Source organism: Candidatus Binatota bacterium, assembly GCA_012960245.1.
Lineage (GTDB): Bacteria > Desulfobacterota > Binatia > UBA1149 > UBA1149 > UBA1149.
This window is the reverse complement of record DUBO01000050.1, coordinates 165,691-188,567: the sequence shown is the minus strand read 5'-3', so window position 1 is coordinate 188,567 and position 22,877 is coordinate 165,691. Positions and strand designations below refer to the sequence as shown.

Sequence of the window (22,877 nt, the reverse complement as noted above, 5' to 3'; positions counted from 1 at the left end):
GCGGCTCGCAGCTAGATCTTCGCCAGGTAGGACAGCAGCGCGCGAACGCCGAAGCCAGTGCCACCCCGCGGCGCGTAGGGCGCCGGCTTCTCGGCGAAGGCGGGTCCGGCTATGTCGATGTGAGCCCAGGACACGTCATCTACGAAAGCCTCGAGGAACATGGCCGCGGTTATCGTGCCGCCGTAGCCCGCGCCGATGTTCTTGATGTCAGCCACGCTCGACTTGATGTCGGATCGGTAGTCCTCAACCAAGGGCAGCTGCCACATGCGCTCGCCGGTCTGGTTGCCATGCGCGATAAGTTCGTCCACCAGTGCCTGGTCGTTGCCCATGACACCGGCCACGCTGCTGCCCAGCGCCACCATGCACGCGCCGGTGAGAGTGGCCAGGTCGATTATGCAGTCGGGCTTATCTTCGGAGGCCACGCAGAGCGCGTCGGCCAGCACCAGCCTGCCCTCGGCGTCGGTATTGAGTACCTCGGCAGTCTTGCCGTTTCGGTAGGTGATGATGTCGCCCGGCTTCTGGGCCCCCTGCCCGGGCATGTTCTCGGCGGCCGCTATGTAACCGCGAACCTCAACCTGCGGGGCCAGCGCGGGCAAGGCCTTCATGACGCCCAGCACTACCGCTGCGCCCGACATGTCCTGCTTCATCCACTCCATCGACTTGGCCGGCTTGAGCGAAAGGCCACCTGAATCGAAGGTCACACCCTTGCCGACGATGGCCACGCACGCGCGCGGCTTTCCACTGGGCTTGTAAGTCATGCGCAGGAACGCGCCAGGCTCGGCGCTGCCGGCCGACACCGCAATGATGCCGTTCATGCCCTCGTCCTGCAGGCGCTTACCCTGCCAGACCTCGCAACGTATCCCCGTGCCGCGGGTGATCGAGCGCGCGGTCTTTACAAGGTACGAGGGCGTCTTGACGCTCGACATCTCGTTTACGAGATCGCGCACCAGGGCCACCGATTCGCACGCGACGCCAGCCTCGCTTACGGCTTTGCGGCTGGCCGCGTCGCGCTTCAGCCGCGTGCCGTTAACGGTGAGCCTCGAGGGACCCGCGTAGCTGCTCTTGTCGCCCGAACGGTAGCGATCAAAGCGGTAACCCGCCAGCGTGAAGCCCTCTATGGCCGCCTTGACGCGCTCGGGACGCACGGCACCCGAAAGACAGATGGCGACCCTCTTTGCCCGTACCTCGCCCGCCACCGCGCGGCCACGCGCCGCAGCACGCCGCAGGTATTCGAGGTCACTGTCGTCGGCACCGCCGATACCCACCAGCAGCACGTCGCGGTCGGCCAACTGCACGAGCAGCCTGGCCCCCGACGAGCCCTTGTAGGCCGTCATCTTCACCCGTCGCGCAACAGCGCGCTTGCCCTCGGCCGACAGTTCACGCACCGCACCGGCCGTTTCTGAACCAAGCGATACAGGAATGACCAGAAGGTCATCCTTCAATTCTCCAGCTTTACCCGTTCCGATTATTACTTTCACCAGTGTTCCTCCGCAGTTTCGTTTACTTCAGCCCCACCACCCGGTCAACGCCCGGCTTGCCAGGTGGGCTGCTCGCGGCTACAGATGCAAGCTATGTTCCCAAGCTCCAAGGATCCGACGGCCTCCCAGCTGACGACAACGATAAGCAGGCGCAGGGAAAACGTTTTTCTCGTGTTGTCGGGTTTTTTTCTCGGCACCCTGACGATGCTCAACCTACTCGGCATCACCCGCTTCATTGACCTGTCCTTCACGCTGCCGTTCGTAAATATAACCGTACCCATGATCCTGGCCGTCGGCGTGCTGCCCTACCCGCTGACCTTCCTATGTACCGACCTGTTGTCGGAGTTCTACGGCAAGCGTCGCACCAACGCCGTGGTCATGACCGGCCTGGGACTCAACGCCTGGGTCGTGTTCATCCTCTGGCTCGGTGGCGTGCTGCCCGGGGCGGGGGAGGGCGACGCCAGCAAAGTGTTTTTCGGGCTGCGCGAACTCGCCTTCGGCGCCGTCACGGCATCGATGGTGGCCTACCTGGCCGCCCAGTTGATAGACGTGCAGCTGTTTCATTTCTGGAAACGGCTCACCAACGGGCGCCACCTGTGGTTGAGAAATAACGGTTCGACCATGGTGAGCCAGCTGGTGGACAGCGTGGCCGTGATTACGATCACCCACTACTGGGCCGGCGCCCTGCCGATAGACCCTGCGCGCCCCGTGGCCGCCCAGCTGCTTGTATTCATAAGCTCGGCCTACGTTTTTAAGTTCACGATAGCGCTGCTCGACACGGGCCCGTTCTATATTGCAGTCGCCTGGCTGGGTGACTACCTGCAGCTGGACCCCAGCCAACAGGACTGAGAACGGTCAGTCGCCCTCGTCATCGGCCTCGTCATCGGCCGGCAGCCGTCGACTCCAGAAGGTACCCTTGGCCCACCACCACACCGCGAGCCCCCCCACGGCGTAAACCAGTATGCCTTCAAGGAGGCCGGCACCACCGGCCCACAGGAACAGGGCCAGGACCAGGACGGTAGCAATAGCGGCGGTGACCTGTTCTATGCGCTTTTCGCGCAGACGCGCGCGCGCAACGTGGGCGCTTATCGATGCCCCGCAAGCAGAGCAGCGGCCGCCTCCCTTGCGGATAAGCGGCCGCCCACAGTCAGGACAATCTATACGGGTGGTATAAGGCATCCCGGGCCCCCTGCCTCAAAAGGCCAACACCCGTGGAGCCGATTCAGGCTGTGGCCTGCATCGGCGCGTACTCGGGCTCCGCCGCCGAGGAGAGTCGGGCCAACGTCATCTCCTGCATCGACTCGGCCAGGATACGGGTCCGCTTCCGGGTGCGTTCGGCGTCGCGCCACGCCAGCATGCCCTCGCGCACATACACCGGATTGATACCCAGCATCGACGCTACGTTGTTGAACGAAAAAGTATCCCAGTTGTCGACGTCGGATACCCAAGCCTCGGCGTCAACAAAAAGCTGCCGCCGCTTGGTATCACGAGCGTGGATGTGTTTCTGAAAACACTCGACGCCGTCCTGCAGTATTGCCACCACCAGCCTATGCTCGCCGCAACGAAAACTCTTTCGCTTCAGCGCCGCAAAATACTGCCCCGGCAACAGGACATCGGGTTCAAAAAGATCGTTAAGACGCTCCTCAGCCTCGTAACGAGTACGTTCCGCTTCCACCATCGCACACCTCCCAGCCACTCACGAGAAAACGGCACCACCTAGGGTCCGCTTCTCTTTTCCACTCCACCGATGCGACCCACCCCAAGGGGCGGCTCCACCACTTCCTGCTAGCCCGGCTCAACCGGGCTACAACACATTGAGCATGACACAAGCCCGCCCAAGATTGCAATTATCTCACGCCGCTTGTGCGTGATTCGCAAACGGCTGTAGCCGCAGATGTCAGACTACGAAGGACTCGCCGCAGCCGCAGGTGCTCTTAACGTTCGGATTTTCTACCTTAAAACCGGCATTTACGAGATCATCGCTGAAATCAACGGTGCTGCCATTCACGTACAGGAAGCTGCGGCGGTCAATGTATAATTTTGCACTGCCGTTTTCGAACACCTTGTCGCCCTTCTTCTCTTCGTCGAGCTTTATCCGGTACTGCAAGCCCGAACATCCACCACCGGTAACCCGGATCCTCAGACCGTCGGCAGGCCCAGGTTCTTCAACCAGGCCGATTATCCTTTCAGCAGCCTTGTCGCTTATGTTCATCCGCTTGCAACCTCCTGTTCTTCGCGCCGATACAGCGGCGACAGCTTACGCAGTCGTTCAACCTCGGCTATCACTCGATCAGCCGCAAAATCTATGTCCGATTCGTCATTGAAACGGCCAACGCCAAAACGAATAGACGAGTGCGCCTGCTCGCTGCTGCGACCGAGCGCGCGCAGGACGTACGAGGGCTCCATGCTGGCCGAGCTGCAGGCCGAGCCCGATGAAACCGCGACGTCGGGCAGGCCCATCATAAGCGATTCGCCCTCCACACAGGCAAAACTCAGGTTGAGATTGCCGGGCAGTCGATGCTCCGGATGGCCGTTGAGCTGCACCTGGTCCAGGCCGGCGAACAGCCGCGAGGCCAGGCGCTGCCTGAGCCCCAGTACGCGTTGGGCTTCGCCCTTCCATTCTTCACCGGCCAGGCGGCAGGCCATGCCCAGCCCCACTATGCCCGGCACGTTGAGGGTACCCGAGCGCAGTCCGCGTTCGTGGCCGCCTCCCAGGAGCTGGGCCTGCAGGCGAACCCGGCGGCCACTTCTGCGCAGGTACAATGCGCCCACGCCCTTGGGACCATATAACTTGTGCGCAGAAACAGAGACCATGTCGGCGCCCAGCCGGGCCACGTCAACGGCCATCCTGCCCACCGATTGCGCGGCGTCGCAGTGAAACAGCGCGCCCTTTTCGTGAGCGGCGGCCGCCAGCTCGGCGATCGGCTGCACTACACCGATCTCGTTGTTGGCCTGCATCACCGATACCAGCACGGTGTCGTCGCGCAGCGCCGCTCGCAGCTCATCCACGCTGACCATGCCCTGCTCGTCCACGCCCAGCGTCGTAAGCTCCAGGAGCCCTTCGTCCTGGAGTTGGCGGCAGGGGTCGAGCACGGCCCTGTGTTCGGTCGCCACGGTGATCACGTGGCAACCACGCTCACGCAGAAAGGGCAGGGCGCCTTTTATGGCGAGGTTGTCGGACTCGGTGGCGCCGCTGGTAAACAATATCTCGCCCGGCTGGGCGCCAATAAGATCAGCCACCCTCTCCCGGGCGGTTTCAACCAGCGCGTCGGCCTCCCAGCCCAGGCGGTGACTGCGACTGGCCGGGTTGCCGTAGACCCCGCCGAGGGCCGGCAGCATTTCTTCGAGCACGCGCGGATCTACCTGCGTGGTGGCCTGGTTGTCCAGGTAGACAGTCCTGTCGCTTCGGGTGGTCATAGTGTCACGGGTCGCGGCCCGCTTATCATGTATATGTTACGCACAAGTGCCGGTTATTCAAGGCATTATTGCCAGTCAAGGCGCCACAGGCGAGCAAAGTTTCAGCCCACACCGGCCTGCGCGAGACACTTACCGGTGTGCGATTCGGGACAGGCTACCACCTGTTCGGGGGTGCCAGCCACCACCACGCGCCCACCACCGTCGCCGCCGTCAGGGCCCATGTCGATGACGTAATCTGCTGTCTTGATCACGTCAACGTGGTGCTCGATCACTACCACAGTGTTGCCTGCTTCAACGAGCCGGCTGAGCACCTCGAGCAGCTTGCGCACGTCGGCAAAGTGAAGGCCCGTTGTCGGTTCGTCGAGGATGTAAAAAGTGCTGCCGGTAGCGGTTCGCGCCAGCTCTTTTGCCAGCTTTATGCGCTGGGCCTCGCCACCCGAGAGCGTGTTGGCCGGCTGGCCAAGATGCACGTAATCGAGGCCCACCGCCGCGAGTGTCTCGAGCTTACGCCTCGCCGCTGGTACAGCCTCAAAAAAATCCAGCGCTTCGGCCACCGTCATGTCGAGCACGTTGGCCACCGTGCGACCCTTGTAACGAACCTGCAACGTCTCGCGGTTGTAGCGTTTACCCGAGCACACGTCGCAGGTGACGAACACGTCGGGCAGAAAATGCATCTCCACCCTGCGCAGGCCATCGCCGGCACAGGTTTCGCAGCGGCCACCCTTGACGTTGAAAGAAAAACGGCCGATTTCGTAGCCACGCATGCGTGCCTCGGGCACCCCCGCAAATAGCGTGCGAATGTCGGAGAACAGGCCGGTATAAGTCGACGGGTTTGAGCGAGGGCTTCGGCCGATCGGCGCCTGGTCGATGTCGATGACCTTGTCTATCGCCTCCACCCCTTCCAGTTTCTTCATTGCCCCCACTTCGCCCTGGTATTTGTGCAGGCGGCGGGCTAGCTCGGCGTACAGGGTATCAATGACCAGCGAACTCTTGCCCGAGCCCGACACGCCAGTCACGCAGGTGAAGGTGCCAAGCGGAAACTCCACGTCGACCTCGTCGAGGTTGTTGGCCGACGCGCCCAGCAAGCGGAGTTTCTTTCCGTTGCCCGGGCGGCGACTATCCGGCATGGCTATAACCTCGCGCCCGGCGAGGTAAGCGCCCGTAAGTGAGCTGACGTCCTGCTTGAGTTCCTCGGCGGTCCCCTCGGCCACTATCGTCCCACCGAGACGGCCGGCTCCCGGGCCCATGTCGATAACGTGGTCAGCCGCTACCATAGTGTCGGCGTCGTGCTCGACTACGATCACGCTGTTACCCGCCTCCGTGAGCCCGCGCAGGCTCTTGAGCAGCCTGCCGTTGTCGCGCGGGTGCAGGCCTATCGACGGCTCGTCGAGCACATAGAGCACGCCCGACAGGCCCGCACCTATCTGCGTTGCAAGCCTTATGCGCTGGCTCTCGCCCCCCGACAAGGAGGCGGCCGCGCGGTCCAGCGACAGGTATACCAGCCCCACGTCGGCCAGGAATCCGAGCCGCTCCTCTACCTCGCGCAGCACCATTTTTGCTATGCGTCGTTCGGCGGCGGTGAGTTTCAGCGACGAGAAAAAAGACAGCGCGTCGGAGATCGACATCGCGCAGACCTCGTGAATGCCCTTGCCCCCGATGCGCACGTGCCGCGCCTCGATTCGCAGCCGGGTCCCCCCGCAGTCCTCGCAGCTGTTTTCCGACATGTAACGCTCGAGTTCTGAGCGAACAAAATCAGATTCAGATTCCCGGTAACGCCGCTCGATTATCGGCACGATACCCGGAAAGCTTCGCATGGGGCGCACGCCGGTCTTGCCGGCCGCTGTTATTGAGTGTATGGCCATGCCCGCGCTCCCAGTCAGCAGCATCTCGCGGGCCTCGTCGGGCAACTCCCCGAAGGGCGTCGAAGCCTCGGAGCCGAAATGCGCGGTTATGCTCCGTATGGCCGACGCGTATTTCTTCAGCAGACGCTTGTTCCATGCGGGTAACGCCCCGTTCTCAAGCGACACCGTCGGATCGGCAATAAGCTTGGCATAATCAATGCGCGTGGCTCGGCCCAGCCCGTTGCAGGACGGGCACGCTCCCTGCGGACTGTTGAAAGAAAACATCCTCGGCACGACCTCGGGCCACGACAGGTCGCAGTACGAGCAAGCGTGGCGTTGACTGAAACCGTGAGTGTCACTCTTGTCGTCAGATTTTTTTGAGCTGCGAACCACGAGGTTGCCGTCCGCGAGCCGTAGCGCCACTTCCACCGAATCGGTAAGCCGTTGCTCTATTCCCTTGCGGGCTATCAGGCGGTCAACGACGACTTCTATGGTGTGTCGCTGCTGCCGGGCCAGCTTGAGACCTGGATCGAGCTCGACCATTTCGCCATCGATGCACGCCCTCACGAAGCCCCTGCGCCTGAGGTCGGCCAGTTCCTTGCGATACTCTCCCTTGCGATCTCGGACCACGGGCGCGAGCACCTCTATGCGTGTGCGTGGAGGCAGCGCCATGACCCTGTCGACGATCTGCCCGACGCTCTGCGCCGAGATCTCCCGGTCGCAGCCGTAGCAGAAGGGGCGGCCCACGTTGGCAAACAGCAAGCGCATGAAGTCGTAGACCTCGGTGACCGTGCCGACCGTGGAGCGCGGGTTGCGGCCACTGGTTTTCTGCTCGATCGCTACCGACGGCGACAACCCCTCTATGGAATCGACGTCGGGCTTTTCGGCCTGGTCCATGAACTGCCTGGCGTAAGCAGACAACGATTCAACGTAACGGCGCTGGCCCTCGGCGTAGATGGTGTCAAAGGCCAGCGACGACTTGCCCGAGCCTGACAGGCCCGTGAGCACGACCATGCTGTTGCGCGGAATGGTGACGTCTATGTCGCGAAGATTGTGCTCACGCGCACCACGAATGATGATCTGGTCTGCCACCCGGCGGCCTACGCATCCTCGAGCTCGGCGCGAAGGGCCGAGAGCTCATCCTCCACGAAACTGCGGTACGCCGAAAGGTTTTCTTCATTGTCAGCCTCGAAGCGAAGCACGAGCACGGGCTGGGTATTGGAAGCCCTGACCAGGCCCCAACCGTTTTCAAAACGCACCCTGACCCCGTCAACGTCGATGATGTCGCACCCCTTCTCGCGAAAACGATCGCGCGCGCGATCGGCCAGTTTAAACTTGATGGCGTCCGGGCAGTCCAACCTTATCTCGGGGGTGTAAACCGCGTGGGGAAGATCCGACAGAGCCTCCGACAGCGGCACCCTGCTGCGCGCCAGGATCTCGATCATGCGGGCACCGGCGTAAATGGCATCGTCGAAACCGAAATAGCGGTCCGCGAAAAACAGGTGGCCACTCATTTCGCCGCCCAGCAGGGCGCCGGTCTCGCGCATCTTGGCCTTGAGCAACGAGTGCCCCGCCTTCCACATGATCCCCTTTCCGCCGCGGTCGGCTATGTCGTCGTAGAGTCTCTGCGAGCACTTGACCTCGGACACCACGGTGGCGCCGGGATTGGCCTCGAGTATGTCGCGGGCGAATACCACCAGCATTTCGTCGCCCCAGATGATGCGCCCCTCGCTGTCAACCAAGCCGATGCGGTCCGAATCACCATCAAAGGCTATTCCGAGATCGGCCTTTTCGTCGAGGACCGCGGCCACGAGGTCGCGCACGTTTTCTTCCACTGTGGGGTCGGGGTGATGATTGGGAAACGAGCCGTCCGGCTCGCTGAAAAGTTCGACGACCTGGCAACCCATCGCTCGGTACACCGCCGGGGCCACGGGCCCGGCAGTCCCGTTACCGGAATCGACTACGACCTTTACACCCTCACCGCAGCGCCCGAACTGCTCTTCGAGGTATCCCTGGTACGCAGGAATGATGGGGTAACTCTCCTCGGTCCCGTCGCCACGCATCATGTCGCCGCTTTCTATGATGCGGCTGAGCTCCATGATCTCGTCGCCGTGTATGGTCCATTTGCCCTTGCAGATTTTAAAGCCGTTGTGGTCAGCCGGGTTGTGGCTGCCGGTGACCTGTATTCCGCCCATGAGATCGAGATGAAAAACGGTGAAGTACATCAACGGGGTGGGGCACTCGCCTATGTCGATCACGTCGACCCCCGTCGATCGCAGGGCCGACTTCATGATGCGGTGGTAGGTGGGGCCACTCAGTCGGCAGTCCCGACCCACTGCGGCGCGCGTGATACCGTTGCGTTGCAGGTAGGTGCCGTAAGCACGGCCCAGCGCCTCGACGAAAGCGTCGTCGTAATCTTTACCTGCTATCCCACGTATGTCGTACTCGCGAAATATTTCCGGGTTCATCTTCATCGCTCTACTCCAACCTTCCGTCTGCTTATCATCGTCAGCCTTTCCGGCGCGCGCTTTTCAGCATGCGTGCAGCCATCAGCATGGCCCCGGCCATGCTCCCCGCGTCGGCCTCGCCGCTGCCAGCAAGGTCATAGGCCGTACCGTGATCAGGGGACGTACGCAGGAAGGGCAAACCCATACTTATGTTCACCGCCCGACCAAAGTCCAATAATTTCAAAGGTATAAGAGCCTGATCGTGGTACATGCAGAGCACCACATCGTAGTTTCCCTTCGCGGCCTGCGCAAACAGGGTATCGGCGGGCAGCGGGCCCACAGCGTCCAACCCGCGCCTGCGCATGCGCCGCACGGCGGGCGCGATAACTCTTTTTTCCTCGTCGCCGAACAGCCCGCCTTCACCCCCGTGGGGGTTGAGGGCTGCCACCGCCATCCGCGGACGGTCAAGGCTATGAAACCGTCGCAGGTGTTCGCTGCTCGTAAGGGCCTTGTCCACCAGCGCGCCCTCGTCCAGGTCCCCGGGAACTTTGCAAAGAGCGACGTGGGTCGTGGCCAGCACCACGCGCAGCCGACGACCGACGAGCATCATCGTGGCCGGCTTACCCGCGAGCTGCGAAAGGTAACCGGTGTGGCCGTCGTAGCGATGGCCCGCACGATTGAGCCACTGCTTGTTTATGGGCGCGGTCACCAGGGCGTCGTGTTGGCCGAACTGTACTGCCCGCGCGGCGGCATCAAGGTAACGAAATGCCGCCTCGCCGGTCCTGGCAGAAGGCCGAGGCAGTTTCCCGCGAAGCCTCAGCGCTGTCACTTCCTCGACCCGGGTGATGGCGGTCGCGGCGGAAGCCGACATGCCCAGTGCGCGCCTGGCCTCGGCCAGCACGGCGGTGTCCCCGTACACTACGAGCGAACAGGCTCTGGCCACGCCGGGACGGGCAGCAGCCGACAGCAGGACCTCCGGGCCTATACCGGCCGGATCGCCCATGCTCACAGCCAGGACAGGTTTCACCGCGCGGCGAGTTCCTCTACTTCCCCGAGCATTTTGCGGACGTAGTGGCGTTGCGGCAGGTCTTTGACTGTGAAGCGCTGAAAGCGACTGTCCATGGCCTCGTTGTATAGATCCATCTCGATCTCCTCACTTACATCTTCCAGGGCTACCCGGCCCTGCGGATGCTCTTTGACCAGGTGGATCATGTTGAGGCCGCCGGCGGCCTCAAAGGGACGACTGATCTGCCCCTCGCGCAGCGAAGAAATCACAACCTCGAATTCGTTCGACATCGAGCCCCGGCTGAACACGCCCAGATGACCGCCGTCGGCAGCCGTGGGCCCGGCCGAATGCCGTCGCGCCCCGTCTGCAAAACTCTCTCGCCCCAGCTCCGCGTGCAGCCTCTCGGCCAGTTCACGTCGCGCCTCGAGCTTGTCCTCCAGGTAGTCACCAACGGGATGGGGAAGATAAATCTGCGCGATCTCCACCCTCGCCGGCAGATCGTAAGAAGAGTCGGCCGCCCATGCGCGTTCGATTTCCTCGGGGGTCACGCTCACCCGAGAGCTCACTTCGCGGTTGATCAGGGCCAGGCGCAGCACCTCTTCGCGCATGCGTTCAAAGTAGTCTTCCCAGCCCAGGCCCAGGCCCTCGAGAGTGGCCACCAGGTCCTCGCGGCTGCTGTCGGTCTGCTCGAGTACGTTGGCTATGTACTTTTCGACGTCAGCATCCGAGGCCTCCATGCCGCCGTATTCGTACTCGAGCCGGTACATGCGTGTCTGCACGAGGGCATCGAGGCGTTTCTGCCGAGTGTCGCGGGCCTTGGGAGGAATGAACATGGCGCGCGTGCGCTCAAACTCTTCGAGGTCGCGCAGGGTCACCGCCTGGCCGTCGATGCTGGCCACGACCGCATTGAGCAACCGCGTGCCCGACGACGCGCCGCTCGCGGTATCAGCCGCGGCCGAGGTTGGCGGCAGGGCGATGCTTATTGCCATCGCCACCAGCACCGCCAGGGTTAGGCCTGCCGTCGGGATCCTGCGATCCTGCTTGGTCACCCGTTGCCTGAACATCAGCATCAACCAGAGATAACAGCTTTTCCAGCAACTTCTCAATCTCGTCCACGGTCTCTGTCCAGCCGCCACCTTGAAGCCTCGCCGAAAGCAAGCCGTCCGGCTTGAGCCTGAAAGCCTGGGGCTCGTCGGCAACCATGGCCACCAGGGAGGAAATGTCCACGGGCGAATCTTCGTGCAAGCGCACCGTGACCACGCCTGCGCCGGCCTTCAGCCCCACTACCGCCAACTTCTTGAGCGCCGGACGAAGGGCCATCACGCGCAGGAGGTTGTCGGCGGGATCGGGCAGGGGGCCGAAACGATCGGCCATTTCCTCGGACATCGCTTCTATCTCGTGCCTGCCCGAGGCATTGGCAAGCCGCTTGTACACCAGCAGGCGCTCGCCCACATCCTCGATATAAGACTCGGGCAGATAGGCATCTGCGCCAAGATCTATCTCAGGCTCAACCGACGGGCCGACCTGCTGGCCCCTGAGCTCCTGCACGGCCTCTTCCATCATGCGCATGTAGAGGTCAAAGCCGATGGCCATCATGTGGCCCGACTGCTCTCGCCCGAGCAGGTTGCCCGCGCCGCGTATCTCCATATCGTGGGCCGCCACCCTGAAGCCGCTACCCAGTTCGTCGAGCTCCTTGAGCACGTCCAGCCTACGCGCGGCTTCCTCGGTCACCGGCTTCTCACCCGATATCATCAGGTACGCATATGCCCGCCGGTGCGAGCGGCCCACGCGGCCGCGCAACTGGTAGAGCTGCGACAGGCCGAAGGTATCGGCCCGGTTGATCAGCATCGTGTTAGCGTTGGTGATGTCGAGACCCGATTCGATTATCGAGGTGCACAACAACAGGTTGGTGTCACCGGCCACGAAGTCGACCATCACGCGCTCGAGTTCATGCTCGTTCATCTGCCCGTGAGCCACCGCGACGCGAGCCTCGGGCACCAGCTCCTCCAGCCGCCTGGCCACCGCGGCTATGGAACTCACGCGGTTGTGCACGTAGAACACCTGGCCGCCACGGCCGAGTTCCCTCAGGATGGCCTGCCGGATGAGCCCGTCGTCCTTGCGCGAGACGTAGGTGCGCACGGCCAGGCGATCGACGGGAGCGGTTTCGATAAGACTGAGATTCCGCACCCCCCCCATGGCCATCTGCAGCGTCCTGGGTATGGGTGTGGCCGAAAGCGTAAGCACATCGACCTCTTTGCGCAGGCGCTTGAGTTTTTCCTTGGCGGTCACCCCGAAGCGGTGCTCTTCGTCCACCACCAGCATGCCCAGCCGGGCAAAGTTAACGTCTTTCTGAAGCAGGCGATGGGTGCCCACCACCATGTCCATGGTGCCAGCGGCCAGCTGCTCGAGCACTAGCGCGTTCTCGGCCTTGGAGCCCAGCCGGGACACCATGCCTATGCGTAACGGGTAGTCCTTGAAACGCTCGCGCAAGGTTTCGTAGTGCTGCCGTGCCAGCACCGTTGTGGGTACCAGTATCGCCACCTGCCGGCCTCCCATGGCCACCAGGTACGCGGCCCTCATGGCGACCTCGGTCTTGCCGAAACCAACGTCGCCGCAAACCAGGCGGTCCATGGGCACTTCGCGTTGCAGGTCGTCGACCACGTCACGTATGGCCTGGGCCTGGCCCTCGGTTTCTTCGAAAGGAAACCGCGCCTCGAACTCCTCGAAGTCAGCCCCTGGTTCCACGAAGCACGGCCGCGTGTGCACCGATCGCCACGCTTCCACCTCGAGCAGTTCGGCGGCCATGACCATGACCGACTCGCGTGCGCGCTTGGTGGTACGCTGCCAGGAAGTAGACCCAAGGCGATCGAGCTGGGGCTCCGAGGTCCCGGCGCCAGAAAACTTTTCGACCAGGTTTATACGATCGACCGGCAGGTAGAGCCTGTCGCCACCGGCGTACTCCAGGTGCAGAAAGTCTCCCTCGCTGCCGGCCACGGTGATGTGCTTCAGCCCCCGGTAGAGGCCGATGCCGTGGTCCACATGCACCATGAAGCCGCCGGGCTCCAACTGGGCAAGCGCGGTCATGACGCGCGCCGGCGAAACGCGACGGTGGCGACGATGTTGACGCTTCTGCCCGAAGATTTCTTCGTCTGTGACCAGCACGAGGCCGTCGGCTGGCATACGGAAGCCGTACTCGAGATGAGCTTCTACTATCTTCAGCTGCTCGCGGTCGCCCTCGAGCGCCTCTACCAGGGTTTCAAAACGCGCTACCCCCTCAACGCCTTCGAGCTCAAGCAGGTGCTCGACCCTGCCGGCCTGGGCGTGATCGCTGGCCGTCACGATCACGCTCGAGCCCGACGCACGGGCCGCGACCAGTTCCCTGGCCACCGGTCCAAACCCCTGCCTCGCGCCACCGGCGCGCATCTGCGCACGCGCGCTCGTGATGATCGCGTTGCCCGAGCTTTCCAATTTCCAGCTGCGATCGCCCGGTGAACCCGAAGACTCCAGCGTCTCGGACAGGTCCAGCTCGAGCAAGGGACGGCGAGCGAGCAACTCGTGCAGCTCACCACGGTCGGCGTAAAGCGCGTGGGGTTCGGGAAAAAACCCGCCCGCAGCCTGGGCGACTTCGGCTGCCTCGGCCAGTTTGTCCACCTGCTCCTCGAGCGCCTGCTCCACCGAGGGTGGGTCGAGCACCACCGTGACCGCGTCGGCCGGCAGCGCACCAGCCATCCACTCAGTGTGCGAGCACGCGGCTGGCAGCATGAGCTCGTAGCCCGGAAAGGGGCGCGCCGCCTTCATCGCGTCGTCGAGCAAGCGCCGTTCGCCCGACGGCAGCAGCAGCTCTTCGGCCCTCTCGGCCACGGCCGCCCTGGCCTCGGTCGACGCCATCTTTTGCAACGAAAACGGAGTCACCGGGAGCACGGCGAGCTCTTCGGTCTCGTTGAAAGAGCGTTGGTCGGCGGGATCAAAAAATCGCATCGACTCTATTTCGTCTCCGAACAATTCAAGCCGGCAGGGGTAAGCGCCGCCGGGCGGCCAGAGGTCGACTATGCCACCGCGCACCGCGTATTCGCCGGTTTCTTCAACGCTGCCCGTCCTGCGATAGCCAAGCCCGTCAAGCGTGACCCTTGCCTGCTCGAGCTCGAGTTCATCGCCCGGTAAAAGGTACAGGGTCGAGTCGCGCAATGACGCAAGCGGAGCCGACCGCAAGGCCAGTGCTTCGACCGAAGCCACGACGACCGGCGCCTTCATTGCCGCCAATTGGTACAATGCCGCCGTGCGTGCAGCCATGACCTCGGTGGACGGAGACACCATTTCGAGCGGCGGCGCCTCGGGAGCCGCGAACAGGTGTACCCTGCGCTCAAGGAAAGCCGCCTGCCCGGTCTCGCCAATCAACGCGGCCAGGTCGGCCACCATGCTCTCGGCCGCAACCGGCGTAGCGGTTATGACAAGCGCGGGCCGTTCGATCTGTTCGAGCAGGCGGGCTGCGACCCAGGCGGCCGCCCCACGACCCAGCCCCTGTATTCGCCAGCGAAGTTCGGCGTGGTCGCGAAGTTCTTCAGCGAGCCGTTCGCGCAGCTTCGAGGTGGACGGCGAAGGTGCCAAGAGAAATCAGTCCGCGAGTATCCCCGCCAGGCCACGAAGCGCCAGCAGGTAACTGTCCATGCCGAACCCCAGCACAACCCCGCCCACGACATCCGACAGCAAGGACTTGTGCCTGAACTCTTCGCGGCGGTGGATGTTGGACAGGTGCACCTCGATCACCGGCAACTCCAGTGTCAGAACGGCGTCGCGTATGGCGACGCTGGTGTGGGTGTAAGCCGCCGCATTGACGAGCACGCCGGCCACGCGCCCGCGGGCAGACTGCAAGGCAGTCACGAGCTCTCCCTCGCTGTTGGACTGGAACGACTCTATCGCCAGGCCCAGCTCGCCGGCCAACACGCCAAGGGCGCTGTCAATGTCGGCGAGGGTCGCACTGCCGTAGAGCTCGGGTTCTCGACTTCCCAGCAGGTTCAGGTTGGGGCCGTGCACTACGAGCACGGTCCCGGGGTCAGACCTTTTTCTGCCCTTCGAGGTTTTCGATGCCGCTGCCATCACTCTCTTGTCTGCCACCGCCCGGCGATACCTTCAAACACCCGCCACGCTATCTCCCATGGCGGCCACGATATCAGCGGGGTCCAGCAGCTGCTGTCGACATGAGCCCGCGCCCTCAGTCAGGATGAACACCACGCCGTCGCCAGAAGCTTTCTTGTCATGCACCACCGCGCCCGCGACCGCCTCGCGATCAAGGCCCGCGGGCAGAGACGTCGGCAGGCCCAGGCTGCCGAGCAGGGATTCAAGCCGTTCAACGAAGGCCGCATCACAGGCCCCCTGCTGCAGCGACACCCGCGCCGCCGCTACCATGCCTATCGATACAGCCTCGCCGTGAACATAACGCTTGTAGTCTGTCAGCCGCTCCAGCGCGTGCCCCACCGTGTGGCCAAAATTAAGGATCCTCCGCAGGCCGTTCTCGGTCTCGTCACGCGAAACCACGTCGGCCTTTATCGCGCAATTGCGCGCGACTATCGACGACATCACGGCCGGGTCCCTGGCCAGGACCGCGTCGGTTTTCTGTTCAAGCAACTCGAGCAACTCGGCGTCGGCTATAACGCCATGCTTGACCACCTCGGCCAGCCCGGCGCTGTACTCGCGACCCGAAAGCGTGGACAGGCAAGCCGTGTCGGCCAGCACCAGCGACGGCTGGTGAAACGCCCCCACCAGGTTTTTTCCCTGAGGCCGGTTCACCCCTGTCTTGCCTCCGACCGACGAATCAACCTGCGCCAATAGAGTGGTGGGCAACATGACAACGCGCAGTCCCCTCAGGACCGTGGCCGCCGCAAAACCGGCCACGTCGCCGACCACCCCGCCGCCGAGCGCGATCACGACCGCGTTTCGATCACCCCCGAGCTTGAGCACCCGGTCGTAAATGCCCTCCACTGTGGCCAGGGTTTTGTGCTCTTCACCGTCGGCTATCTCCACTGTCCCCACCGGGGACTCGATCCCCGGAGCGGCCTCCAACGATTCGCGCACAGTGTCGCCGTAGAGCGCGTCCACGGTTGGGTTGGTGACCAGTATCGCCCGCGAAATATTCTCCAACCCAGCCACAGCGCTGCCACAGGAAAACAGCAGCCCTTCGCCCACGCGTATGTCGTAGGAGCGAGTGCCCAGTTGCACGGTCACCTGTAAGGGTTCGTTCATTTTGCGTCGCGCTCCGGCTCGCTGCCGTCACCGGTACCGGCCCTTTTTCTCGCGAGCGATTCTACCTTGAGCCAGGGCGCGACCATGCGCAGCACCCGGGCAGCCGACTGGTCCACCGTGAGCCCTTCAGTCTCGATCATGATGTCGGCCTTGCCGTACACCGGTAGTCGTTGTTGCCACAGGTCGCGAATCTTCTGCTCTGCACCCTCGCCCGAAGCCAGCGGCCGCTTATCGTTGCGCGACACCCGTTCGATGATGGTTTCCAGGCCGGTCGCGAGGTACACCACCACGCCCAGTTCTCGCAGGCGACCACGGTTGACCGGGTCCACGAAGGTGCCGCCGCCGGTAGCTATCACAGATTCGGGCTCACCCGCGAGAGCATCCACTGCTACTCTCTCCATCTCCCTGAATGCGGCCTCTCCGTCGCTGTCGAAGATGGCGGCTATGCTGCGCCCTTCGCGTTTCTCTATCTGCTGGTCAAGGTCAATAAACGGTCTCCCCAAACGCCGGGCTAATCGCCTGCCGACGGCTGATTTACCGCTGGCCATGAACCCGGTGAAGATTACCTGGGTCAAGGTAGACTGTCCTTAACCTGCTCAAGATAGCCCTGGTAGTTGCGTTCAATTTCTCGCAGCGAGTCGCCGCCGAACTTCTCGAGGAACAGGCGGGCTAGTTCGAAGGCGACCACGTTCTCGGCGATGACAGCGGCCGCAGGTATCGCCACGACATCGGAGCGCTCCACGGCCGCGCTCGACTCCTTGCCGGTTGCGAGATCCACCGAACGCAACGGCTTCATGAGGGTCGATATCGGTTTGAAGGCAACCCTGAGCAGAAGCGGCTCGCCCGAGGTCATGCCGCCCTCGACACCACCGTAGTTGTTTGACGCGCGGCCAACGCCATCGTCGGTGAGCACTATCTCGTCGTGCACCTGCGAGCCGCGTACCCGCGACGCGTGAAAACCGGCACCGAACTCAACGCCCTTGGTAGCCTGGATGGACATCAGCGCGGCGGCCAGGCGCGAGTCGGTCTTACGATCCCAGTGCACGTAGCTGCCGAGCCCCACCGGCAGGCCGGTTACGCAGACCTCGACGACTCCACCCAGGGTGTCGCCGTCTTTACGGCAGTCATCTATCAGTTCGATCACTCGCTTTTCGGCGTCGGCATCGGCCATGCGCACCTGCGAATTCTCAGCTGCTGCGAATATCTTTTCGGGTATCATGCCCGAGTGGTCAGCCGTCACCCCGCCTATTTCGCTGCAGTAGCCCATCACGGCCACACCGAAATGCTCGAGCAACTGCCGCACCAGGCCACCCGCGGCCACCCGCGCAGTGGTCTCGCGGGCAGAAGCCCTCTCGAGCACGTTGCGCACGTCCTCGTGGTCGTACTTGAGGCTGCCCGCGAGATCGGCGTGCCCCGGGCGCGGACGGGTCACCGCCAGCGAGGGGTCGCGATCGGCAGGGTCGGCTGACATTTTCTTGGTCCAGTTTTTCCAATCGAGGTTCTCGACCACCAGGGTTACGGGACTGCCCAGGGTCTCGCCCCAGCGCACCCCCGAACGGATACCGGCCCGATCTTTCTCTATTTTCATGCGCCCGCCACGCCCGTAACCCAGCTGGCGGCGGGCCAGCTGCTGGTCGATTGCCTCCACGCTGACAGTACAACCCGAAGGCAAACCTTCGACTATCACGGTCAGGCAGGGCCCGTGGGACTCGCCGGCTGTAAGAAAGCGAAGCATGTCGCCAACTTAGCATAGTAGGCCGAAGAGGGAACTATTCTGTGCGCTAGCCGTGCCCAGGAGTCCCGCGGCCCCCGGGTTCAAGACAGCAGCCGGGGGGTCACCAGTATCAATAACTCCTCGCTCTTCTTCTCCTCCTCGCGGCGGCCGAAGAGAGCGCCGAGCACCGGCACCCTCGACAGCAAGGGCAGACCGGCGCCGTTGGAGCTGCTTCCCTCGCGCCTGAGACCCCCCAGTATGGCGGTATCGCCATCCCCCACCACAACCTCGGCGCTGAGCATGCGACTCAACTCCTCGGGTATTCCATCGGGGGGCTGCGGCGCGCCCAGGGTGCTCGAGCGCGCCTCTATATCGAGCAGCACGCGACCATCGCCGAGCAGGCGCGGCTTTACCAGCATGCTGACACCAACCCGTATTTCTTCGACAGCCTTGCGGTTGGCCTGCGCCTGGCCCTCCACTGCCCCGGTTACTACCGAGTTGCTGTCGGGCAGCCGGACCCTGAGCACGCGCACGCTCTCTATACGGGCGCGGCCGCCCTCGAGTATCATGACCCTGGGTCGCGATACGATTCTCACCCTTCCCTGGGCCTCGAGCGCTCCCAGCCTTGCCTCGATGGCGTGCCCCGCGGCCGTGGTGGCAACGGTGAGCGCAGCCGAAGATCCGCCGGCCGAAGGCGACGGAAAATCCATGCCGGCACCAACCCGACCACTCACGTTCCACTGCACGCCCAGCTCGTCGCGCGCGGTACTCGAGAGCTCGACGATGCGCGCCTCGAGCAGAAAGCCCTGCCTGGGTTTGTCCACGAGTCCGACCAGCCTCTCGAGTTTTGCCAGCTCGGTGGCCTCGCCCCGAAGGATGAGGCTGTTGGAGCGGGGCTCGGCTATCAGCCGGGCCGAGCTTTTGTCTACCACCCCGGCAAGCACAGCGGCGAGCTTGTCCGCCTGCGCAAAACCCAACGGCAACACCCTCTCGACCCCCGGCGCGGGCGCGGGTGGCTGTTCGCTGGGCCCGCCCCGAGAAAGCTCCTGCTGGGAGCCACCCGCCGCCAGCCGCGCCTCCATCCGGGAAGCACTGCCCCCTACCTCGAGTATCCCGTTGTCCACCCGGTAGGCGAACCCGGCCACGCGCGCGTATGCCTCGAGCCTGTGCCGCCAGTCGGCGGTGGAAACACTGGCCACCATTTCACCGGCCGCCAGGCCAGGGTCGAGTACCAACTCGAGTTCGGCTCCGACAGCTATTTCCCTCAGCCAGTACTCCAGCGTCCGACTTTCAACTGCGCCGGCCAGCGCTCCGGCTGCGACAGCCGGAGCGGTCGATACCAAGGCCGATGAAGCTGCCGGTGCAGCCGCCGATGCCACTACCCCCGGAGGCTCGACCGACACCGGCCAGGCCAGCCAAGCCACCAGCAACAACGACAGAAAGCCCAGCAACAACCACTTGCGCGACAAAGGCTGGCCGCCTCCACCGACAACTCCACCGGGACCCGTGTCGCGACGGCCGAGCCCGGCTAACAGGTCAACCCGTCGTGGCATCGAAACCCATCCTCCCCAGGGCCAGTCCCACCGGCACGACCAGTCTTGAGCCGAGTTGGCCGGCCTGCTCTTCGCAGCCCGGTGCCACCGAAACCGCCATCAGCGGATCGACGGTCTCGCCGTTACCCGGTGGCGAGAGCTCGGCCAGGTTGTCGGCCGCGATCTCTGCCAGTCCCAGCTCAACCAGCCTGAGCCCGCAGGCCGAGAACAATGTTTTTACGCCGGCGACCAGTTGCCGGGGCGCTGTTGCTACCAGCTCTTCGGGGCCGCCAGCCACCATCCCCGCAGCAGCGCTCAGCCGCACCTCCACCGCGCCCGGGGCGAGGTCGCCCGCCCCAGCTCGATTGCTCTCGGAGCCCGCCACCCTGACAAACGCTCCGCAGTCGGCCGACAAGGCGGCTACCTGCGGCAACCCCGCGGCCCGCAACAGCAGCGCCAACTCGGCTATTCCGGGACAAACCAGCAGCCCACGAGCGGTTGAATCGGCACAGCCGAGGCTCCCCTGCGCATCCGCGCAGGCCAGTAAAAGCGGCTCCTCGTCGGCAGCCTCTATCACCGCGGCCACCAATCCCGAACGGGACAGGTGCCAGAATACGGCCCGGCGTGGATGTTTCCATCGTTCGAAGTTACAAAAAGCCACCTTGGCAGCTTCCACCCCAGACCCCGCCCCCGTCAACGACTCAGCTGTAATAGCCCCGCTTGGAGGACGAGCAGGCGATACGGTGAGCCCCGGCTGGGTCACGGTGGTGCCCTTACCGCCGGTGCCCGGAATCGACACGCTGAGCTACTCGCTGCCCGCGTCCCTCGCCGAGCGCGTGCAGCCTGGCGTGCGCGTGCTGGTACCGCTGGGACGGCGAAAGGTAACCGCGTTGGTAACAGCGCTCGAGACGCAAGCTCCGGCAGGAATAAAATGCCGCGATCTCAGCGAAGTCACCGATGACAAGCCGGTGTTTCCCCCCGAGCTCCTGAAGCTGTCGCGCTGGATGGCCGACTACTACCTCAGCAGCCTGGGCGAAGTGGTGTCGCTGGCCCTGGGCAAGGGGCTCACCTCCTCCTCCATAGCCACCGTCAGCCTGCTCGACGCTGACAAGGCATCCACGCCTACCCAACGAGCGGTTGTCGAAGCGCTGCGGTCGAGCGGCGAGGCCATGGAGCTGCCCTCGCTCGAGCGCGCCACCGGAAGTCGCTCGCTGCGCGCCGTCGTGTCCACGCTCGAGAAACACGGCGCGGTCAAGGTCGAGCAGTTGCTGCAATCGGCGAAGGTGAGCGAACAGTATCGAACGGTAGTGCGCCTGCTCAAGGCCGACGATGAAATGGCCGAGCAGCTCTGCAGCCGCGCACCGGTGCGACTGCAACTCTACCAGCACCTTCGTGATACCCCGGCGCGGCGCGCCACCCTGGCCGAGCTGGCCGAACTTTTCGGTTCCCCGCGTGACAAGCTGAGCCCGCTCGAGAAAGCCGGGCTGGTCGAGGTCAGCCGGGAAGAGCTCTGCCGCGAACACGACGCGGAGAGCGAGGTAGACAAGCGCGTTGAGCTCAACGACGAGCAGGCCGCCGCGGTAGCAGCGGTGAGCGAATCACTGGGCAGCTACCGCAGCTTTTTGCTCGAGGGCGTAACCGCGAGCGGCAAAACCGAGGTCTACCTGCAACTGGTGGCGGCCACCCTGGCCCTGGGCCGAAGCGCGCTGGTGCTGGTGCCCGAGATATCGCTGACCCACCAGCTGGTGTCGCGCCTGGTAGCTCGTTTCGGGCCCACGGTGGCGGTGCTGCACAGCGAGCTCGGAGCCGGGCGCCGTTGGGACCAGTGGCGCCGCGTGGCGCGTGGCGAGGCCCGCATCGTGGTCGGCGCACGTTCGGCAGTGCTCGCACCCATCGCCGAGCTGGGCCTCGTGGTGGTCGACGAAGAACACGACGGGTCGTACAAACAGGAAGACGGCGTGCGCTACAACGGACGCGACGTTGCCATCGTGAGGGCCAGCATGGCCGGCTGTCCGGTGGTGCTCGGATCGGCCACCCCCTCGGTCGAAACCTGGCGCAACGCCAACGAGCAGCGTTATGGCCACCTGCGCCTGCCGCACAGGATACTCAAACGGCCGATGCCTGTCATCGAAACGGTGGACCTGCGCGGTCGCGACCTCGAAAAAATGGGCGGCATATCCGATCGACTGGGCTACCTCATGAAACGCAACGCCGAGGAAGGCGGCCAGACCCTGCTCTTTCTCAATCGCCGCGGCTACGCCTCACAGCTGCAGTGCTGGGCCTGCGGGGAAGCGGTGAACTGCAGTAACTGCAGTGTCAGGCTGACGCTTCACCGCGATCGCCACGAGCTGCGCTGCCATCACTGTGACACCATAAAACCACCGCCGTCATGCTGCCCGTCCTGCGGTGCCGACGGGCTCAGCGGCCAGGGCCTGGGCACACAGCGGCTACAGGACGCAGTGTCCCTGTTGCTGCCCGAGGCAAGCGTTGAGCGCATGGACCGCGACACTACTTCGCGCCGGGGAGCCGGGCAGTCGATGTTGTCGCGCTGGCGACGCGGTGAGTTCGACGTACTCATCGGCACCCAGATGATAGCCAAGGGGCACGACGCGCCGGGGGTCACGCTGGTGGGAGTCGTACACGCCGACATGACCCTGGGCCTGCCGGATTTTCGCGCGTCCGAGCGTACCTTCCAGTTGCTGTCACAGGTGGCAGGCAGGGCGGGGCGGGGGGAAAAACCGGGCAGGGTGGTGCTGCAGACCTACCAGCCCGATCACCCGGCGGTACTGCTGGCGCTGGAGCACCGCTACACCGATTTCATCGAGTCCGAGCTGGCCGAGCGCGAAGAACTGGGCTACCCCCCTTGGTCGCGCATGGTCATGCTGCGTTTTGAATCCCCCGAGCAGGGCGCCGCCTCGCTGATGGCCGAGCGAGCGGCCGGGCTGGCGGTGTCGGCTGCGCGCGAGATGAGCGAGCTCGAAGTCCGCGGACCTGCACCGGCCCCGCTCGAGCGCCTGCGCGGTCGCTGGCGCTTCGTGCTGCAGCTGCGCGCCCCGTCGGCCGCCACTACGGCTGCGGCAGCCGGTTGGATACGCGACGTACTCAAAGACCCTTGCCGGCAGGACAACGTGCGCATGTCGGTAGACGTCGACCCGGTGAGCATGCTCTAGCAGCCCGGGAGGCGGGGTAAACCCTTGCAAGTGCA

Annotated in this window: 18 protein-coding genes; 2 read left to right on the top strand and 16 right to left on the bottom strand. The window is 64.0% G+C overall.

Features of this window, described 5'->3' with window-relative positions; all coding sequences use genetic code 11:
* Window positions 1-11: 11 nt before the first annotated feature.
* Window positions 12-1,481: a leucyl aminopeptidase gene (locus EYQ35_09615; protein HIF64393.1), complete on the bottom strand. Its 1,470-nt coding sequence runs from the start codon at window positions 1,479-1,481 to the stop codon at window positions 12-14.
* A gap of 90 nt (window positions 1,482-1,571) precedes the next feature.
* Between EYQ35_09615 and EYQ35_09610 the strand changes: the two genes are divergently transcribed.
* Window positions 1,572-2,327, top strand: coding sequence for a VUT family protein (locus tag EYQ35_09610; protein ID HIF64392.1), 756 nt, complete (start codon window positions 1,572-1,574; stop codon window positions 2,325-2,327).
* A gap of 6 nt (window positions 2,328-2,333) precedes the next feature.
* On the opposite strand, the gene EYQ35_09605 is transcribed toward EYQ35_09610, so the two are convergent.
* The 15 genes from EYQ35_09605 to EYQ35_09535 all read right to left on the bottom strand — a co-directional run bounded on the left by EYQ35_09605 (window position 2,334) and on the right by EYQ35_09535 (window position 20,333).
* Entirely contained in the window at window positions 2,334-2,657 is a 324-nt protein-coding gene (locus tag EYQ35_09605) for a hypothetical protein (protein ID HIF64391.1), read from the bottom strand.
* 43 nt (window positions 2,658-2,700) lie between these two features.
* On the bottom strand, window positions 2,701-3,156 hold the full coding sequence (locus EYQ35_09600) for a hypothetical protein (protein ID HIF64390.1): 456 nt from the start codon (window positions 3,154-3,156) through the stop codon (window positions 2,701-2,703).
* Between the two features lie 219 nt (window positions 3,157-3,375).
* On the bottom strand, window positions 3,376-3,690 hold the full coding sequence (locus tag EYQ35_09595) for an iron-sulfur cluster assembly accessory protein (GenBank protein ID HIF64389.1): 315 nt from the start codon (window positions 3,688-3,690) through the stop codon (window positions 3,376-3,378).
* A complete protein-coding gene (locus EYQ35_09590) occupies window positions 3,687-4,895 on the bottom strand; it encodes an IscS subfamily cysteine desulfurase (protein HIF64388.1) in 1,209 nt (402 codons plus the stop codon). The genes EYQ35_09595 and EYQ35_09590 overlap by 4 nt, the downstream gene beginning before the upstream one ends.
* A 101-nt stretch (window positions 4,896-4,996) precedes the next feature.
* Window positions 4,997-7,828, bottom strand: coding sequence for an excinuclease ABC subunit UvrA (uvrA, locus tag EYQ35_09585; protein ID HIF64387.1), 2,832 nt, complete (start codon window positions 7,826-7,828; stop codon window positions 4,997-4,999).
* An 8-nt stretch (window positions 7,829-7,836) separates the two neighbouring features.
* Window positions 7,837-9,210, bottom strand: coding sequence for a phosphomannomutase/phosphoglucomutase (locus EYQ35_09580; protein HIF64386.1), 1,374 nt, complete (start codon window positions 9,208-9,210; stop codon window positions 7,837-7,839).
* A 34-nt stretch (window positions 9,211-9,244) separates the two neighbouring features.
* Window positions 9,245-10,186: a 4-hydroxythreonine-4-phosphate dehydrogenase PdxA gene (pdxA, locus tag EYQ35_09575; protein ID HIF64385.1), complete on the bottom strand. Its 942-nt coding sequence runs from the start codon at window positions 10,184-10,186 to the stop codon at window positions 9,245-9,247.
* 20 nt (window positions 10,187-10,206) lie between these two features.
* On the bottom strand, window positions 10,207-11,259 hold the full coding sequence (locus EYQ35_09570) for a hypothetical protein (protein HIF64384.1): 1,053 nt from the start codon (window positions 11,257-11,259) through the stop codon (window positions 10,207-10,209).
* A complete protein-coding gene (gene mfd, locus EYQ35_09565; protein HIF64383.1) occupies window positions 11,135-14,794 on the bottom strand; it encodes a transcription-repair coupling factor in 3,660 nt (1,219 codons plus the stop codon). Before mfd ends, EYQ35_09570 begins: the two co-directional genes overlap by 125 nt.
* Before the next feature lie 6 nt (window positions 14,795-14,800).
* Entirely contained in the window at window positions 14,801-15,283 is a 483-nt protein-coding gene (gene aroQ / locus EYQ35_09560; GenBank protein HIF64382.1) for a type II 3-dehydroquinate dehydratase, read from the bottom strand.
* 33 nt (window positions 15,284-15,316) lie between these two features.
* Window positions 15,317-16,426 (bottom strand): 3-dehydroquinate synthase, encoded by a 1,110-nt coding sequence (gene aroB, locus EYQ35_09555; protein HIF64381.1) that lies wholly within the window; start codon window positions 16,424-16,426, stop codon window positions 15,317-15,319.
* Window positions 16,423-17,001: a shikimate kinase gene (locus EYQ35_09550; GenBank protein HIF64380.1), complete on the bottom strand. Its 579-nt coding sequence runs from the start codon at window positions 16,999-17,001 to the stop codon at window positions 16,423-16,425. The genes aroB and EYQ35_09550 overlap by 4 nt, the downstream gene beginning before the upstream one ends.
* The gene (gene aroC, locus EYQ35_09545) at window positions 16,998-18,161 is read right to left on the bottom strand and encodes a chorismate synthase (GenBank protein ID HIF64379.1); all 1,164 of its coding nucleotides are present in this window, start codon (window positions 18,159-18,161) and stop codon (window positions 16,998-17,000) included. The genes EYQ35_09550 and aroC overlap by 4 nt, the downstream gene beginning before the upstream one ends.
* 80 nt (window positions 18,162-18,241) lie before the next feature.
* Complete coding sequence (locus EYQ35_09540; protein HIF64378.1) at window positions 18,242-19,693, bottom strand: hypothetical protein; 1,452 nt, start codon at window positions 19,691-19,693, stop codon at window positions 18,242-18,244.
* On the bottom strand, window positions 19,677-20,333 hold the full coding sequence (locus EYQ35_09535) for a hypothetical protein (protein ID HIF64377.1): 657 nt from the start codon (window positions 20,331-20,333) through the stop codon (window positions 19,677-19,679). Before EYQ35_09535 ends, EYQ35_09540 begins: the two co-directional genes overlap by 17 nt.
* An 82-nt stretch (window positions 20,334-20,415) precedes the next feature.
* Here EYQ35_09535 and priA point away from each other — a divergent pair, with 82 nt between their 5' ends.
* Complete coding sequence (gene priA / locus EYQ35_09530) at window positions 20,416-22,842, top strand: primosomal protein N' (GenBank protein HIF64376.1); 2,427 nt, start codon at window positions 20,416-20,418, stop codon at window positions 22,840-22,842.
* Window positions 22,843-22,877 lie beyond the last annotated feature (35 nt).